This window comes from Candidatus Photobacterium acropomis, assembly GCF_030685555.1.
Taxonomy (GTDB): Bacteria; Pseudomonadota; Gammaproteobacteria; order Enterobacterales; family Vibrionaceae; genus Photobacterium; species Photobacterium lucens.
Map to the genome: position 1 here is coordinate 1,496,934 of NZ_CP131609.1, position 16,803 is coordinate 1,513,736.

The following is a 16,803-nucleotide window of genomic DNA, read 5'->3' on the forward strand; positions in this document are numbered from 1 at the left end:
TATTTTTAATATTGTTATTATAGTGAAAATCATATCAAAAATTGTTAATTAGCAAAGTGATGGTTTTAACAATATTTAAATAAAATGCGAGCCATAAAAAAAGTCTCATTTAAATGTATGTTTTATGCTCAATCGCAACTAAAAAGCCTAAGAATCTTTATTGTGAGTATTTGTTGAGCGAATAAAAATGGTCAGGGGTACGTTTTAGCGTCATAATGGCGACCACTATCGGATGCTTGTCATTTATTCTTGAGTTATCTGATTTACCCTTTGAATATTCTGTTAAATCCTATTTGTGCAACTTATGTCTATATTTACCTTGATACAAGCGGGATTGCTTGTTGGTGGTAGTGTTTTTATTGTGATGCTGATTAGAGCATGGCGAAGAAACCGGAAGCAGGAAGCAGATACACGTATTATTCCCGTCGCCTTGATTGGTGGTTTTGCAAACTTCTGTGACACTCTTGGTGTTGGAAGTTTCGCTATTATGACAGCAGGTTATAAACAATTTAAGCTTATTGACGATCAGGTGCTACCCGGTACGTTAAATTGCCAAGCCGTTTTAGCAACGGTCGTGCAGGCTCTCATATTTCTTACTGCTGTTAATGTCGATTCGGTTACTTTACTTAGCTTGGTTGTTGCGGCCTGTTTAGGTGCGACGGTCGGTGCACGATTAGTATCGAACTGGGATCGCCAGCTTATTCGTATTGTAATGAGTGGTGCTTTGCTGGTGGTGGCAGGCTTAATGCTAGCGGGTCAGTTAAAGCTATTCCCACTTGGCGGAACCAGTTTAGGCTTAACAGGATGGAAGTTGGCAGTCGGTATTGCCGGTAACTTCTTATTTGGCGCATTAATGACGGTTGGTATTGGTTTATACGCACCATGTATGACGATGATCTACATGTTGGGTATGAATCCGTTAGCGGCATTCCCTGTGATGATGTGTTCATGTGGCTTCTTAGGTTTCTTCTCGGCAGGTGGTTTCCTTCGCCGTAATAAGATCAACAGTCGAGCTTCTGTTGCAGTCGCAATTACAGGTCCTATTGGAGTGGTGATTGCAGCATATCTAGTGAAATCACTGGATATGAAGGTATTAGCATGGCTAGTGTGTGGTGTGGTGCTTTACACCTCAATTACCATGTATCGTTCTTGGGCGACTGATAGAAAGCAGCTGAAGAACGTGAATGTTGAACAAAAGACAGCATAAAAGAAAAGGTACGCTCGATGCGTACCTTTTTTATTGGCACTGACTTTGATCAAAAGCGCGGGTTTCTAACTGATAACCATCAGGGCTTACCACAAGTACAGAGCCATGTTCGTACCAATCACCCAGCACAATACGTGTCGCAGGTTTATTATCAACGGTGAGGGAGTGGATATCAGGTCGGTGAGTATGGCCATGGATCATTTGATCAACATGAAACTCTTCCATTACACGAACCACTTCACTGGCTGTTACATCCATGATGGATTGGCTTTTCATCTGATTATTTTTGCTACTGTTTTTTCTAAATTTCTCTCCAATTTGAATTCGTTTAGAAAGTGGGATACGGAAAAATAACCATTGAATGAACTTGTTGTGCACTTTTTTGCGGTAACGTTGATACGCTTCATCTTCAATACACAGCGTATCACCATGTAAGATCAGCGTTGGTTTCCCATAAAGATCAACTACCGAGTGTTCGGGTAATAGCTGAACCCCTGTTTGCTGACTAAAACGTTTTCCGATCAGAAAATCACGATTACCGTGAACAAAGTAACAAGGGATGCCCGAATCTGTCAGTGTCTTAAAAGCCTGTTTGATTTGCTGTAAGAAAGGCGACTCTTCATCATCACCGATCCACATTTCAAACAGATCCCCAAGCACATATAAAGCATCGATATTAGCGGTATCCTCTGCCATAAAACGCAGAAAACAATCCGTCATATCAGGGCGGCTAGCACTTAAGTGCAGATCTGAAATAAATAGTGTCGTCATATGAAAAAAGGGTAGCAGAACGCTACCCTTGATAAATAAAGAAGACTTATTCTTCGATTGTTACGTTTTCGATAACAACATCTTCAACTGGCACGTCAGAGTGGTAACCGTGACGACCAGTTTTCACTGCCTTGATCTTGTTAACAACGTCCATACCTTCAACAACAGCACCGAATACACAGTAGCCCCAGCCACTCATGTTTTCGCCAGTGAAGTCTAGGAAGTTGTTGTCTTTAACGTTGATGAAGAACTGAGAGCTTGCAGAGTGAGGAGCATTAGTACGCGCCATTGCAAGTGTACCAGTCTTGTTGCTAAGACCGTTGTTTGCTTCGTTCTTGATTGGTGCACGTGTTTCTTTTTCTTCCATACCCGGTGCCATGCCACCGCCTTGGATCATGAAACCATCGATAACACGGTGGAAAATAGTACCGTTGTAGAAACCATCACGGCAGTATTGAAGGAAGTTTGCACATGTCTCAGGTGCTTGCTCTTCGAATAGGTTAATTTGGATGTCACCAAAATTTGTGTGAAGGGTAATCATGATCTTTTCCTTAATGGAGTATTTTCTTTTAAGTGTCGAATATTAACTTACCATAGCCTGCTCAGACAAACATTACCCGATCAATCGTTGACTAATTGCTAAAATAGCATTCAGCAAAGGATTTTCCTTGCCAACAAAAGGCATAAAAGGTGTAATTACCTTTCTAAATTTGTAACCCCATAATATGAGTAATGAAGAGACATGTTAAAGATCTATAACTCGCTCACACGACAGAAAGAGGCATTCACCCCAATCCAGCCTGGTAAAGTAGGCATGTACGTCTGTGGAGTAACGATCTACGATTTGTGTCACATTGGACACGGCCGTACGTTTGTATCTTTTGACGTGGTTTCTCGTTACCTTCGCTATTCTGGTTACGATCTAACTTTCGTACGTAATATCACTGACATCGATGACAAGATCATCAAGCGTGCTGCTGAAAATGGCGAAAGTTGTGAATCATTAACTGAACGTTTGATCGGTGAAATGCATGCGGATTTCGATGCATTAGGTATGAAACGTCCAGACGTTGAGCCACGTGCGACACAGTTTATTGCAGAAATTATCGCCCTTTGTGAGCGCTTAATTGAGCGTGGTTTTGCTTATGTTGCATCAAATGGCGATGTGATGTTTGAAGTGAGTAAGTTTGAAGATTACGGTCGTTTATCTAAACAAGATCTTGATCAGCTTCAAGCTGGTGCACGTGTTGATATCGAAACGGCGAAGCGTAGCCCACTCGACTTCGTACTATGGAAAATGTCTAAGCCAGGTGAACCAACATGGGAATCACCATGGGGTCCAGGTCGTCCAGGTTGGCACATTGAATGTTCAGCGATGAACTCTGCAATCTTAGGCGATCACTTTGATATTCACGGCGGTGGTTCAGATCTTCAGTTCCCACACCACGAAAACGAAATCGCACAATCTTGCTGTGCACACGACACTCAGTATGTAAATACTTGGATGCACAGTGGCATGGTAATGGTTGATCGCGAGAAAATGTCGAAGTCATTAGGTAACTTCTTCACTATTCGTGATGTATTAAACCACTACGATCCTGAAACGGTACGTTACTTCCTAATGTCTGGTCACTACCGTAGCCAGCTAAACTACAGCGAAGAGAACCTGAAACAAGCACGTTCTGCACTAGAGCGTCTATACACATCACTTCGTGGTCTTGATACGTCTGTTGAAGCGGCTGGTGGTGAAGAGTTTGTAGCTCGCTTTAAAGAAGCAATGGACGATGATTTCAACACGCCTGAAGCTTACTCTGTGCTATTTGATATGGCGCGTGAGATCAACCGTCTGAAAGCTGACGACGTAGCGGCTGCATCGGTATTAGGTGCACGTATGCGTGAGCTTGCTGATGTGCTAGGTCTGCTATCTCAAGAGCCTGAAACTTTCCTACAAGGTGGTGCAGGTGAAGATGATGATGTGGCAGAAATTGAAGCATTGATCCAACAACGTCTTGATGCGCGTGCAGCAAAAGATTGGGCAGCAGCGGATGAAGCGCGTGATAAGCTAATGGCAATGGGTATCATCTTAGAAGATGGTGCACAGGGCACAACATGGCGTCGTAAGTAATTACATCCCATAATAAAAAACCGAGCGAGATGCTCGGTTTTTTTATACCTTCGATTTAAGCGCTTTTCAGTGCAATCGTTGGTGGCTTGATGCCATTGCGGGCAAACTCTTCCATTACACGCAAAGTAATGTCGGTTTCAAATAGCTTTTCATACTTAGTATCAACCACATAGGCTTTACAGGTCAGCATAATAGCTAAGTAGTTATCTGTAATAGTTTGCTTTACCAATACTGTTACAGGCTTTGGTAAGTGAATGTAACGGCTTGATGATGCGGCTTCTTGGATCAAATCACGGGCAAGGCGAATGTCTTGATCCATGCTGATGTAAAACGGGATCACTACCTGCATATCTAGCGCACCATAGTTACCACTCACCGTTACTTCACTTAAGAATTTGTTGTTTGGGATAGTGATAATGTCATCGGTCAGGGTACGCATACGTACAGAACGTAAACCAATAGTAATGATGTCGCCATAGTTACCTTCAAAGGTCACGCGATCACCGACTTGGAACGGGCGGTCGATCATTACTGTTAAACCTGCAATGAATGAAGCTGCCAAGTCTTTTAAGGCGAAACCCACTGATACCGCAATCGTACCGCCAATTAGTGCGAGGATACGATCATCAACACGGAAACTCATCATAAATACGGCGATACCTGTCGACATATAAATGAAGAATTGGAAGAAAGATTGCAGCTTTTGCAGCAACATTCGACGCTGAGCAAATTGGCTACTAATACCATCTACCACCGATTGGATAAAACGTAAAAATAGCCATGCAGCACTAACGGTTAAGATAGAAAATAATACGCCACTCCAACGGATCAAGCTTGCAAACTGTTGAAAGCTTTCGATGTTAGGCATGTCATCGGCAAATACTGCAGGAGAAAAGCTGAGCAGCAGTGCACTGAATAAAAACAATAAACGCTTCATTTATTTCACCAATAAGTGCTGACGGTGGAGGACATTAGTAATATGGCGGAACCAGTGATCAGACACTTTTGCCTTATCATCAGACCATTCAATAAAACCACGGCTCTGGAAATAACGTAGGGTACCAATTACTTCAGAAATACTGAGCTGAGTACATTCTGATAGCTCTTTAGGTGAAGCCACTTCCAATTGAACGATAGAACGCAGTACCGCCAACATGGGTTTTGGCATTTGCTCCAGATCGTCTGATTGTGGTGCTTTAAATAAGCGAACCAGTACTTTATCTGTGTCTTTATCACGTTGCAGTGAGAAACGGAAAAAACGTACCGCAACCGTTGGGTTACCGTCAGAGTAGTCCCATAAAATACGGAAGAAACCACGCTGTGCACGCTCTTCTTCTGTGATGTCATCTTCATCCCATTGGCGAGGTAGCACTAAGCCTTCGAAGCTAATGGCATATTCACCTTCTGAAGAAAAACGAGTTTTTAGGAGATCACCGATTTGTTGTTCGCTCCAGCGTGGCATAAATGTCACTAAATCAAACAGCAAACGTTCGCCACGGGCACGATCGACAAAACGCCAGCATGATTTTTCAATTGCAAACAGTGCGCGGTGGCTCTTACGGCTACGACGCATTAAGTCTGTGATCTTCATTAAATCATTTAAACCACCCACTTTTGGGGTGACTAAGCGTTGAGCGTTATCAATAGCGAATAAATACGTCTCCTCACTATTACGTAAGAAATCGAGGATTGTCGCTTCATCACTGTCTGCGGCTAAACCAAGTTCACTCGCCAATTGTTGTAATAGCTCTGAATAGCCATCGTATGGACAGTTAATATAAATCGGCGTTGCGTTCTTAACTTTATGTAATAAGCGGCGAAGTAGGGTTGTTGTACCGATACCACGTTCACCTGATACCACACAAACAGCGGGTTTATCTGTTAGTACATAACCTGATAGCTGCTTAATTTCATCAAGGGCATAATCTTCGATGATTGGGCTATCATCACTGCCTGGCGTGACATAATCATAGGTAGCAGTACCTTTAATACGTACCATGTTTAGCTGTTCACGTGCCGTTTCTGTTTGCTTGGCAACTTCAATACGGAATAAGTAAGCTAAGGCGTGGCGGAAGAAAATGTACTTCGATAAGTTGGCAACCAATGTATGTTGGAAGCGACGTAATGTCAGCCATACTGCACCCAGTGCTGTTGCTGGAATTGAAAGTAAGAATTTATCTTTATGATTAACCGCCCACTTAATAGAGATAGGCATGTGTGGAACGTCTTCAAGACGCTTAAACACAATGTGTCGCCAGCGGCGAAGTGTTACTAACGTTAGTAGAATAAAGCCAAAGAAAATAACTGACCAAATCCAAGCGTAAATCGTACCTTGACCTAATGTACGGGCAGAGATCTGCAAGATCACACCTGCTGCAATAAATCCCCATACGTACTGACGAATCGTTGATAGGCGCAGTGCAACCACTTCGGTATCACTGTTGTTGATACTGTTACGACGTGCAAACTCAAGAATAAAGCGAACAGCAATTGAGCCACCTAGGATCCACCAAGTGAAGATCTCTAAGTAAATTAAGTGATGCAAGCTCGGTAATTGAGAAACAATGCGTAGCGATAACGTGATTGCAATTAACCAACCAATCGGACGATGTGCGCGGCTGATGTACCAAATAGCACGGAAGATCAGATTAGGATGTGGATTGCTTTCTAATTGTGTTTCACGGAAATGCTCAATTAAACGCGTACTGTTACGTTGCCACCAGAATAGCAGGAATAAAATACCGCAAACTTTCAGTGCCACCATTAAGACAGGGACAGGTGAGATCCACATATCCTGTAGTAACCCTTGGAAACTACGTAATTGGTATAGCGCCATGTACTGCAAGTTAAGCGCAGTAATAGACAACTCTAATTTGAACTGTTGGACACCAAATGGACCAAACCCCGTTACTTTGTCTTGAATTGCCGATGAGCTTAGATCAAGTAAACGTTCTTTATCTTGGCTGATGCTGAGCAGCGAGCTGTAGACTGAAGAGAGCTTCTTCCATGCTTGCTCTTTATTGTCACTGTTATGATAAGCGGTTAACGCCTCAGCAAGTAATTCACGATGCTTTTCTTGCTGCGCCAGGGTTTTTGATAGCAATGTATTTACTTTCCTCACATCTTGCGAGGTGAATAAATGCTGATCTGGCAGTTGGTTAATGGCTGTATTAATTTGCGTTGCAGCAGGCGTTAATGTCGGTTGATTGTTATCGAAAAGCGATAAACTTGCCGATGCCGGCGTACTGAAAATCAGTATCAAGCTACAGAATAATGAATATATGGTTAATCGCATTAATCTTTACTATTTCCCAAAATGATGAAGATAAATGTAGACCATATAAGATGATGATTTGATTGAGGTTATAAAAACACGGTTCAGATCACGTCTTATAGATCAAATGGTTAATGTGAAAGCCATTTAAAATGGCAAGCTGAAATTGATTTAAATTTGATCTGGTAACTGAGTACCACATTTTTTGCAGTAATCAGCATCTAACTCGTGACCGCTGGTGGCACAGTTTGGACAGCGCCTTAAGTTACGAGTCGTTTTCATTTCTTGATTGAGCTCTGCGGTCAAAATACCAGTAGGTACTGCCAAGATGGAGTAACCAAGTAACATGGTGAGTGATGCTAACGCTTTACCCATAACGGTTTGTGGCACGATATCGCCATAACCGACGGTCGTAATGGTGACAATTGCCCAATAAATACTTTTTGGGATACTGGTAAAGCCATTTTCAGGGCCTTCAATTAAAAACATCAAAGAGCCAAATACCGTAACCAGAATTAACACTGAGCTGAAGAAAACAAAGATCTTGCGTTGAGCATGACGTAATGAACGCAAAAGGATATTGGAGTCTTGTAAGAATCGCGCCAGTTTTAGTACACGGAAAATACGTAACACACGGATCAAACGAACAATCAATAAGTAGTTTGAGCCTGGAATAAAGAATGAGATATAAGCAGGGACTATGGCAATTAAATCAATAATGCCATAGAAACTACGGGCGTAAGCAAGCGGTCTTGGCGAACAATATAGACGTAAAACATATTCAATGGTGAATAGAATCGTAAAGAACCATTCAGCCCCGAGTAAGGCGGTCGAGAATTTTGATTCGATACTTGAGACTGATGAAATGATCAGAATGAGTTCAGAGCTAATGATGGCAATGATTAAGCCAATATCAAATAGTTGACCTGCGCGTGTCGAAGTGCCGAAAATAATTTGATAGAGGCGTTGTCTTGGTGTCAGTTTAATCATAATAGGGTGTCAGTTAACGAAATACATAAACCATGCTATGGCTATTTTATTTTGCATGGCGTATTAAACAGCAGAGTAGTATAGCAAATTAAACACTGACAAGATGAGTAAATGACGCTGAGAAAGGCTGAGAAATGAAAAGTCCCGGAAATTCCGAGACTTTATCTTTAATTATTAACTTTATTTAGTGATGCGATGGTGCGTTCAGGCTTATACCAAGCCAGGTAACATCACTTTCAAGCCGTTAATGATAAATTCGATACCTAGAGCCGCTAGGATCAAACCCATGATACGAGTGATCACGTTAATGCCGGTTTGACCAAGGAAACGTACAATCAGAGGTGCTGAACGGAATAGTAACCAACAGCCAAAAGCAAACACAACAATAGTAATGGCGATACCAATTGTTGTTGTCATTCCCGGATATTTTGAACCGTAAACAATGGTTGAACTGATAGCACCAGGTCCAGCCATTAACGGCATTGCAAGTGGTACTACACCGACTTGTTCACGAATCGCAGACTCTGATTTCTCTTCTTTATTCTGCTTCACCTCACCAATCTTACCGCTCATCATCGAAAAGGCGATGCTAAGCAGTAGCAAACCACCGGCTACGCGGAAAGAGTCTATAGAAATACTAAATAAATCCAGCAAGTGCTGACCAGCAATCAAGGCGACGACCAAAATAACGGCGACAGCAACGTTGGTGGTAAGGGCGGTTTTATTTCGCTCTTCAGGTGTCATAGATCCTGTTAATGAAACAAAAACAGGCATGATCCCAACTGGGTTAACGGTCGCAAAAAGACCGACCAAAAAATGTAAAAATATTCCTATTTCAATGGCTTGCATGATTTTCTCTGTTGTTTGGCGCTAAGTGTAAGTCGTTAGAGATGTGTGAATGAATACACTTGATCTCTGCGTTAAATGGCCTCGTATATAAGGCATAGTTAATGGTTTCATCTTCAATCTGTAGTTAATAAAGCTTTGTGCTTTTAGGTAGTTAGCACAAATAAATACAAAGATTGCATATAGTTGATATTTTAATCTAAAACGTTTGCGTTAACTATAAATGAAGTGTTGATATTTATAAAAAAATAGGATTATTACTTCGGTTTGTTAATATTCTTTCATTCTTCAAAATATCTACTACTCTGGTTGATCAAGTTGCTTATCTATTAATGATTCAATATTGACCAATTGTCATATAAAAAGGTGATAACTATCACAACTGGGTGAATATGGGACTAGTAAATGTATTTTTATTACGTAATATTTCGTCTTGTGAAATAAGTGATGTAAATCTCGTTTATGTGGAATATAGATGAAAACACTTACATTACCTTATAAGGGTTTGTTTTTTGTTCAATTTAAGTAAATTTTAGCATTAATTGAACATGTGGATTAATAGTGATCTAAATCAAATCTTTTTAAAATATGACTAAATATAATCAGTTTTGAAAGCAATTTACTAAGTATGTGTTTTCTTGACCTGAGAGGGTGAAGAATGAAAGGAATCAAGCCGTATCCTTACTAAAAAGTTTTCAATCTTAAGGTAGGAGTCTACTATGCCTGTTACAAATATGACTGAACTAGATGCAATGGTTGCACGTGTTAAAGCTGCTCAAAAAGAGTTTGCTACTTACTCTCAAGAGCAAGTGGATAAGATTTTCCGCGCAGCATCTCTAGCAGCTAACAACGCTCGTATTCCTCTAGCTCAGCAAGCTGTTGCTGAATCTGGCATGGGTATCATCGAAGACAAGGTTATTAAAAACCACTTCGCTTCTGAATTTATCTACAACAAATACAAAGACGAAAAGACATGCGGTATCTTGGAAGAGAACGACGAGTTCGGCACCATGACTATTGCAGAGCCTGTAGGTATCATCTGTGGTATCGTACCAACGACTAACCCAACATCTACAGCGATCTTTAAATCTCTTATCTCTCTTAAAACACGTAACGCGATTATCTTCTCGCCACACCCACGTGCTAAAGACTCAACTAACGCTGCTGCAAAATTAGTGCTAGATGCTGCTGTTGCTGCAGGCGCACCAAAAGACATCATCGGCTGGATCGATCAACCATCAGTTGAACTATCTAACGCGCTAATGAAGCACGATGACATCAACCTTATCCTTGCTACTGGTGGTCCAGGCATGGTTAAAGCGGCTTACTCTTCAGGTAAACCAGCTATCGGTGTAGGTGCAGGTAACGTTCCAGTTGTTATCGATGAAACAGCAGACATCAAACGTGCAGTAGCATCTGTACTTATGTCTAAAACATTCGACAACGGTGTAGTGTGTGCTTCTGAGCAAGCAGTTATCGTAATGGATGAAGTGTACGACGAAGTGAAAGCACGTTTTGCTTCTCATAACGGTTACGTTTTATCTAAAGAAGAAGCTGATAAAGTTCGTAAAGTGCTACTAATCAACGGCGCACTAAACGCAGACATCGTAGGTCAACCTGCAACTAAGATTGCGGCAATGGCTGGCGTAACAGTACCTGCTAACACTAAGATCCTAATCGGTGAAGGTGTTCAAGTTTCTGCTGACGACGAATTTGCACACGAGAAACTATCTCCAACACTAGGTATGTTCCGTGCGTCATCTTTCGAAAACGCAGTAGACCAAGCGGTAACTATGGTTGAAATCGGTGGTATCGGTCACACATCTGGTCTATACACAAACCAAGACGTTAACGCTGACCGTATCAAGTACTTCGGTGACCGTCTAAAAACTGCACGTATTCTTGTAAACATCCCAACGACTCACGGTGGTATCGGTGATCTATACAACTTCAACGTTGCACCGTCTCTAACTCTAGGTTGTGGTTCATGGGGTGGTAACTCTATCTCTGAGAACGTAGGTCCTAAGCACCTTATCAACAAGAAGACAGTAGCGAAGCGAGCTGAAAATATGTTGTGGCACAAACTACCTAAATCAATCTACTTCCGTCGTGGTAGCCTTCCAATTGCACTGAGCGATCTAGAAGGTAAGAAGCGTGCATTCCTAGTAACTGACCGTTTCCTATTCAACAACGGTTACGCTGATGAAGTAGTTAGCCTGCTTAAAGCTAACGGTATGGAAGTTCAAACATTCTTTGATGTAGAAGCGGATCCAACACTATCTGTTGTTGAGAAAGGCGCTGAAGCAATGAAGAGCTTCCAACCTGACGTGATCATCGCACTAGGTGGTGGTTCACCAATGGATGCTGCGAAGATCATGTGGGTAATGTACGAGCACCCAGAAACGCACTTCGAAGAACTAGCAATGCGCTTTATGGACATCCGTAAGCGTATCTACAAGTTCCCTAAAATGGGTCAGAAAGCTGAGCTAGTATGTATCACGACGACTTCTGGTACAGGTTCTGAAGTAACACCATTTGCGGTTGTAACTGACGACAAAACTGGTGCTAAGTACCCACTAGCTGACTACGAACTAACGCCACAAATGGCAATCGTTGATGCAAACCTTGTAATGAACATGCCTAAGTCACTAACAGCGTTTGGTGGTTACGATGCAGTAACTCACGCACTAGAAGCTTACGTATCTGTTCTTGCTAACGAATACTCTGACGGTCAGGCACTTCAAGCACTTAAGATGCTAAAAGAATACCTACCTTCAAGCTATGCGAATGGTGCAAACGACCCAATCGCACGTGAGAAAGTACACAATGCGGCAACTATCGCTGGTATCGCGTTTGCGAACGCATTCCTAGGTGTGTGTCACTCAATGGCTCACAAACTAGGTGCTGAGTTCCACTTACCACACGGTCTAGCTAACGCACTGTTGATTTCTAACGTGGTTCGTTACAACGCTAACGATAACCCAACTAAGCAGACTGCATTCTCTCAATACGACCGTCCACAAGCACGTCGTCGTTACGCAGAAGTTGCAGATCACCTAGGTCTAACTCAAGCTGGTGATCGTACTGCTCAGAAGATTGAGCGTCTACTTGCATGGTTAGATGAGCTGAAGACAAACCTAGAAATCCCAATGTCTATTCAGGCTGCTGGTGTATTAGAAGCTGACTTCCTAGCGAAGGTTGATGAGCTATCTGTAGAAGCGTTCGATGACCAATGTACAGGTGCGAACCCTCGTTACCCTCTAATCTCTGAGCTTAAAGACGTGCTTCTAGCTTCTTACTACGGTAAAGCATTCGTTGAAGGTGAAACTTTCGAAGGCACTACAGTGATCAAGAAGTCAGAGCAAGAAGCTGATAAACCAGCTAAAGCTAAGAAAGAAAAAGCAAAAGCTTAATATCTTTCGAGACTTAACGAAAAAGCCCACTAATTAGTGGGCTTTTTTCTTTTCTGCGTTTTGTCTGTGATAAATAATTCGTTAAAAAAGGGATAGCGATGGGCTTTATCCTTTAAATGCAATGAATTAAATAGCGGATTCAGCTTCTAACACTCTGCCATTAAATGATTCATTACGGATCATGTACTCAATACTACTTACAATCTCATCGAGTAAAGCTGCGTGTATTTGTGTGTCATTACTTGCTTCCGTCGGTGAGTTTATTGGGATGATCCCACCGACACGAATATTCTTTTCCGCCAACTCTTTTGACCAACTTTGCGTTAAACCCTGAACCACACATTTACAGGTATCTGGTAATTGTGGCTGATGATGTGGCTGTTTAACGGCTAGGTTGATAATAAGTGCTGGAAGCTTTGTATGTTGCATAAATGATGCGGCCACATTGCCAAAGGCAAAGAAAGTCGTTGCGCCATTACACATCACCTTGGTGAAACTAGTAATCGCATCAGGTGCGAGTAAGTTTGGAATATCTGCGCTTTCTGGCCATGAGTTAATCAGAATATTAAAACGTCCAAACCTTCGATAAACAGACGTTAATAGTTGTTTAATTGTTGCTTGCTGTGTGTTTTGTAAATGAAAAACTTCGACATTATGGTGATAGTGAATACAGTCTTTATAGGTAACGTGTAACGCATCAATATCAGTATCAATTAATGCGATCTCCGTGCCTAGAGAGGCAAAATGCAGCGCAAGTCTTCTTCCAATCGGAGAGCCTGCCGCAGTAATGATTATAACGGATTCTTTAATATGCATAGCGTTATCATCCAAGATTACTTATACCAAGATACACACTGCATATAACTGTTTTGCAAGTGTAGAAAACTACTGATATGTGTAATCGGTAGCTAATTATTATGTTAGTCAACGAATAAACAATAGAATAATTAGATATGCTAGTATTTGACTATGTTCACGAAGATGCGCATTTAGCATGAAAACAGTGTTGAATATTTCGGTTTTTGTGTACTAAAGCTGGTTAGGCTGCGTGATAAAGTTCTGATGTGCGTTTGGCATGGATCAGCGAAGCATACAAATTTTGCGGAGAGGCAGAAATTGGACGAGGCTCTTCTGGCGGCAGTTTACGACGCTCATGCACTGAGAGATTATGGAAAATATCTTCGGGTAAACCTTTGGTGTTTTCCACAGGAAAAGTCAGTGCTGTTGGTTGTAGGCCTTGTAGTAAACGGGTGCTAACAATGCTGGCTTCGTGGAACGCTTTTGCTTGCTCAGCAGAGCGTTGATAGCAGTGTTCTGATGTTGTCAGAGGCTGTGGTGTCGGCAACTCAAAATAAGCGCGAAGTTGCTGCTCTGATTGAACAGGGGCTTGGTCGGTATCTTGTGGGGTGCTTTCCATTAACTCTGAAGATAATAATGCTAACATTAATGAGAAATCAGCACGACGACCAGATTCAACTGCATGGTTGAGTCCTGTGCCAAGCTGGATTTCATTAATCAGCATATTGTCTAAAGAAATGGATTGCATTGCCTGTCGCCTAAATGTTCTCAGTATGCTTTATATCGACACAGGCAGTAAAAGCTTTAATGTTTTATGCAATTTAATAATAAAAAGCCCCATCCGAAGATAGGGCTTTAGAATGTTAAACTTTTAACGTTGCTTAGAACTCAGGCTTTACCCCAAATTGATGTGCCGCATAAGCAACACGTTCTTCTGGTGATGGGGTATGTGCGGTGGTTCCCATGCTTTCAATGTGGCGTAGGCGAGGTAACAAACCACAACCATTGGCAATTTGAATCGCAAGACCTGGACGGGCGTTTAGCTCAAGAACCATTGGGCCTTTTACTTTATCCAATACCATGTCTGTACCCATGTAGCCCAAACCTGTCATTTCCCATGCACTTGCAGCAAGGGTTAACAGTTTGTCCCAGTTTGGTACTTGAAGCTCACTAAGCAAGCGATCAGTATCTGGATGGCGTTCAATAGGTTGGTTAAACTGCACGGCACGTATTGCTTTGCCTGATGCGATATCAATACCTACACCAACAGCACCTTGGTGCAAGTTTGCTTTACCATCAGATGCTGATGTTGAACAACGCATCATTGCCATCACAGGGTAGCCTTTAAATACGATAACACGTACATCTGGCACACCTTCAAAGCTAAAGCCGTCAAAAACATTATCGAATTGAATCAAGTTTTCGACCATGGCAACGTCATTCTTACCACCAAGCGAAAACAGTCCTGCTAGAGTATTGGTAATATGACGCTCAACATCTTGCTTGTTAATTTCAGCGCCAGACGGTTTTACGTAAATACCGTCTTTGTGCTTAACAATAACCAAGATACCTTTACCACCAGAGCCTTGCGCAGGCTTAATTACAAAGCCCGGCCAGTCTTTGACCATGTCATGAATGTTCTTCACTGAACCTTGGCTATCGATAACACCGATCAAATCAGGAACGGTTGCACCAGCTTGTTGAGCGATAAATTTTGTTTTCAATTTATCATCAACAAGGGGATAACGGCTGCGATCATTATAGCGACCAATGTAGCTATGATTACGCTTGTTCATCCCCATGATGCCACGTTCTTTCAACTTGATTGGTGAAGTAAAACGTGAAAAGAAATTCATCGATTAATCCTCAGTCAGCGGCTTAAAACGACGAAGTTCACTTAAACGATAACCTGTGTAGTTACCTAGCATTAGGATGGCAGCTAGAATGATCAACTGCACACCAATGAAGTTAAATGTTAGGTGACGTACCATAGGGTTAGTCATTGCAAGGTACACAAGGATCGCAGTCAGTAGTGAGCCACCACCTTGTACAAAGACTTCTTTGGCACCTTCTTCTTCCCATAGGATCGACATACGTTCGATAGTCCATGACAAGATGATCATTGGGAAGAAGGTAATCGTTAGACCTTCAACAAGACCAATCTTAAATGCCACTACGGTGAAGATAGAAATGATCAATATTACCGTTATTATCACCGCAGATATCCGCGAGACTAAGAGCAAGTTCAGTTTCGACAAGTAACTTCGAATGATCAAACCTGTACCGACAATTAGTAGGAAACCGATAATACCTGTCATTAATTGGGTTTGTACAAACGCCACGGCGATCAGTACTGGCATGAAAGTACCTGAGGTTTTCAAGCCAACAATAACACGCAGGAATACCACAATTAATGCGCCAATTGGTACAAGCATGATGGTTTTAAACATCGCTTGCTCTTCAAGTGGTAAAGAGTGGATGGAGAAGTTTAATAAATCTTCAGCTTTAATCTTCTCTTCTGTTGCACGTTGTGGCGTGATGTCCTGTGCAATAATCGAGAAGCTAATGTTTGAGTTACGACCACCAACAACGTCTAGCATTGCGCTGCCTTGTTGGTTCCAGATCATCACATCCGATGGCTTGCCTTCTTCACCAGTGGTGAGGTTAAACAGTTTCCAGCTATCGTTGTCCCAAACCTCAACCATTGGCATCACGGTTTGACGACGACGACCATCCTCCAGCGTTAGGCCACTTACGATACGAGAATGAATACCTTCAAGAGAAAGTAAGTTCGTGATCGCTTCTTGTGGGCTCATTGAATCAAGTAAAACAGAGGCATTCTGATTTTGCTTATCTTGCAACTGGCGAATAAGCTCACGAGTAAAGGTGGCGTTATTGGCTGATAAATTACGTGCCTGTGTCAAAAGTGCAGTCGCTGCTGTTTGTTGAGGATTACTCAAGCTAACAGTTTCAGTTTCGCCTTTCGGTGGTACTTCTTTGTATTGTGCTTGATCATCAACTAATAGCTGAGTTTTGTAATAAAGCACTTGTTTACCAACAGCGGTTCGTGTAGCCCAATCTGCTTGGCGACCTTCTTTGGTATTGTGAATTACTACAGAATAACCTGGAGGTGACGAGGTACTTTCATCAATCAGGGTAAAGCCTTCCTGTGTTGCAGGCGTTGCCATCTTCACTTCAACAGGATCACCAACCGCATCGAATTGTACTCGTGCTTCCACTTCCCATACGGCACGTTCTTCACCTGGCGTCCACGGCACACCGTAAACATCATGGCGATACATGCTAAGTCCCAAACCTGCAATGATCAGCAGAGAAATTAGGATATAAAAAGGTACTCTAGACGTCATGACATCCTCAT

The 16,803-nt window shown here is 42.1% G+C and carries 13 protein-coding genes; 3 read left to right on the forward strand and 10 right to left on the reverse strand.

Annotated elements, in window-relative coordinates; genetic code table 11:
• The first annotated feature begins 304 nt into the window (after positions 1-304).
• The gene (locus Q7657_RS14020; RefSeq protein WP_107164975.1) at positions 305-1,207 is read left to right on the forward strand and encodes a sulfite exporter TauE/SafE family protein; all 903 of its coding nucleotides are present in this window, start codon (positions 305-307) and stop codon (positions 1,205-1,207) included.
• A 30-nt stretch (positions 1,208-1,237) separates the two neighbouring features.
• On the opposite strand, the gene lpxH is transcribed toward Q7657_RS14020, so the two are convergent.
• Both lpxH and Q7657_RS14030 read right to left on the reverse strand, forming a co-directional pair.
• On the reverse strand, positions 1,238-1,978 hold the full coding sequence (gene lpxH / locus Q7657_RS14025) for a UDP-2,3-diacylglucosamine diphosphatase (protein ID WP_107164976.1): 741 nt from the start codon (positions 1,976-1,978) through the stop codon (positions 1,238-1,240).
• A 46-nt stretch (positions 1,979-2,024) separates the two neighbouring features.
• The gene (locus Q7657_RS14030; RefSeq protein ID WP_107164977.1) at positions 2,025-2,519 is read right to left on the reverse strand and encodes a peptidylprolyl isomerase; all 495 of its coding nucleotides are present in this window, start codon (positions 2,517-2,519) and stop codon (positions 2,025-2,027) included.
• A gap of 201 nt (positions 2,520-2,720) precedes the next feature.
• On the opposite strand from Q7657_RS14030, the gene cysS reads away from it, so the two are divergent.
• Entirely contained in the window at positions 2,721-4,103 is a 1,383-nt protein-coding gene (gene cysS / locus Q7657_RS14035; RefSeq protein ID WP_008986593.1) for a cysteine--tRNA ligase, read from the forward strand.
• 55 nt (positions 4,104-4,158) lie between these two features.
• Here the strand turns inward: cysS and Q7657_RS14040 are convergent, their stop codons facing one another.
• From Q7657_RS14040 to Q7657_RS14055, 4 genes are all read right to left on the reverse strand, one after another.
• Positions 4,159-5,040, reverse strand: coding sequence for a mechanosensitive ion channel family protein (locus Q7657_RS14040; protein WP_053988420.1), 882 nt, complete (start codon positions 5,038-5,040; stop codon positions 4,159-4,161).
• A complete protein-coding gene (locus Q7657_RS14045) occupies positions 5,041-7,398 on the reverse strand; it encodes an ATP-binding protein (protein WP_107164978.1) in 2,358 nt (785 codons plus the stop codon).
• 150 nt (positions 7,399-7,548) lie between these two features.
• On the reverse strand, positions 7,549-8,367 hold the full coding sequence (locus Q7657_RS14050; RefSeq protein WP_053988418.1) for an ion transporter: 819 nt from the start codon (positions 8,365-8,367) through the stop codon (positions 7,549-7,551).
• A 210-nt stretch (positions 8,368-8,577) separates the two neighbouring features.
• The gene (locus Q7657_RS14055; RefSeq protein WP_107164979.1) at positions 8,578-9,216 is read right to left on the reverse strand and encodes a YchE family NAAT transporter; all 639 of its coding nucleotides are present in this window, start codon (positions 9,214-9,216) and stop codon (positions 8,578-8,580) included.
• Positions 9,217-9,932: 716 nt separating this feature from the next.
• Between Q7657_RS14055 and adhE the strand changes: the two genes are divergently transcribed.
• Positions 9,933-12,626 carry a bifunctional acetaldehyde-CoA/alcohol dehydrogenase gene (adhE, locus tag Q7657_RS14060; RefSeq protein WP_107164980.1) on the forward strand — a complete coding sequence of 898 codons (2,694 nt, stop codon included), beginning with the start codon at positions 9,933-9,935 and terminating at the stop codon, positions 12,624-12,626.
• A gap of 126 nt (positions 12,627-12,752) precedes the next feature.
• Here adhE and Q7657_RS14065 read toward each other — a convergent pair whose 3' ends face one another.
• From Q7657_RS14065 to Q7657_RS14080, 4 genes are all read right to left on the reverse strand, one after another.
• Positions 12,753-13,442 carry an SDR family NAD(P)-dependent oxidoreductase gene (locus Q7657_RS14065; RefSeq protein ID WP_053988415.1) on the reverse strand — a complete coding sequence of 230 codons (690 nt, stop codon included), beginning with the start codon at positions 13,440-13,442 and terminating at the stop codon, positions 12,753-12,755.
• 223 nt (positions 13,443-13,665) lie between these two features.
• Positions 13,666-14,172, reverse strand: a complete 507-nt coding sequence (locus tag Q7657_RS14070; RefSeq protein WP_008986600.1) for a VC2046/SO_2500 family protein — start codon at positions 14,170-14,172, stop codon at positions 13,666-13,668.
• Positions 14,173-14,305: 133 nt separating this feature from the next.
• Positions 14,306-15,280, reverse strand: coding sequence for an alpha-L-glutamate ligase-like protein (locus Q7657_RS14075; RefSeq protein ID WP_107164981.1), 975 nt, complete (start codon positions 15,278-15,280; stop codon positions 14,306-14,308).
• A gap of 3 nt (positions 15,281-15,283) precedes the next feature.
• A complete protein-coding gene (locus Q7657_RS14080; protein WP_107164982.1) occupies positions 15,284-16,792 on the reverse strand; it encodes an inactive transglutaminase family protein in 1,509 nt (502 codons plus the stop codon).
• Positions 16,793-16,803 lie beyond the last annotated feature (11 nt).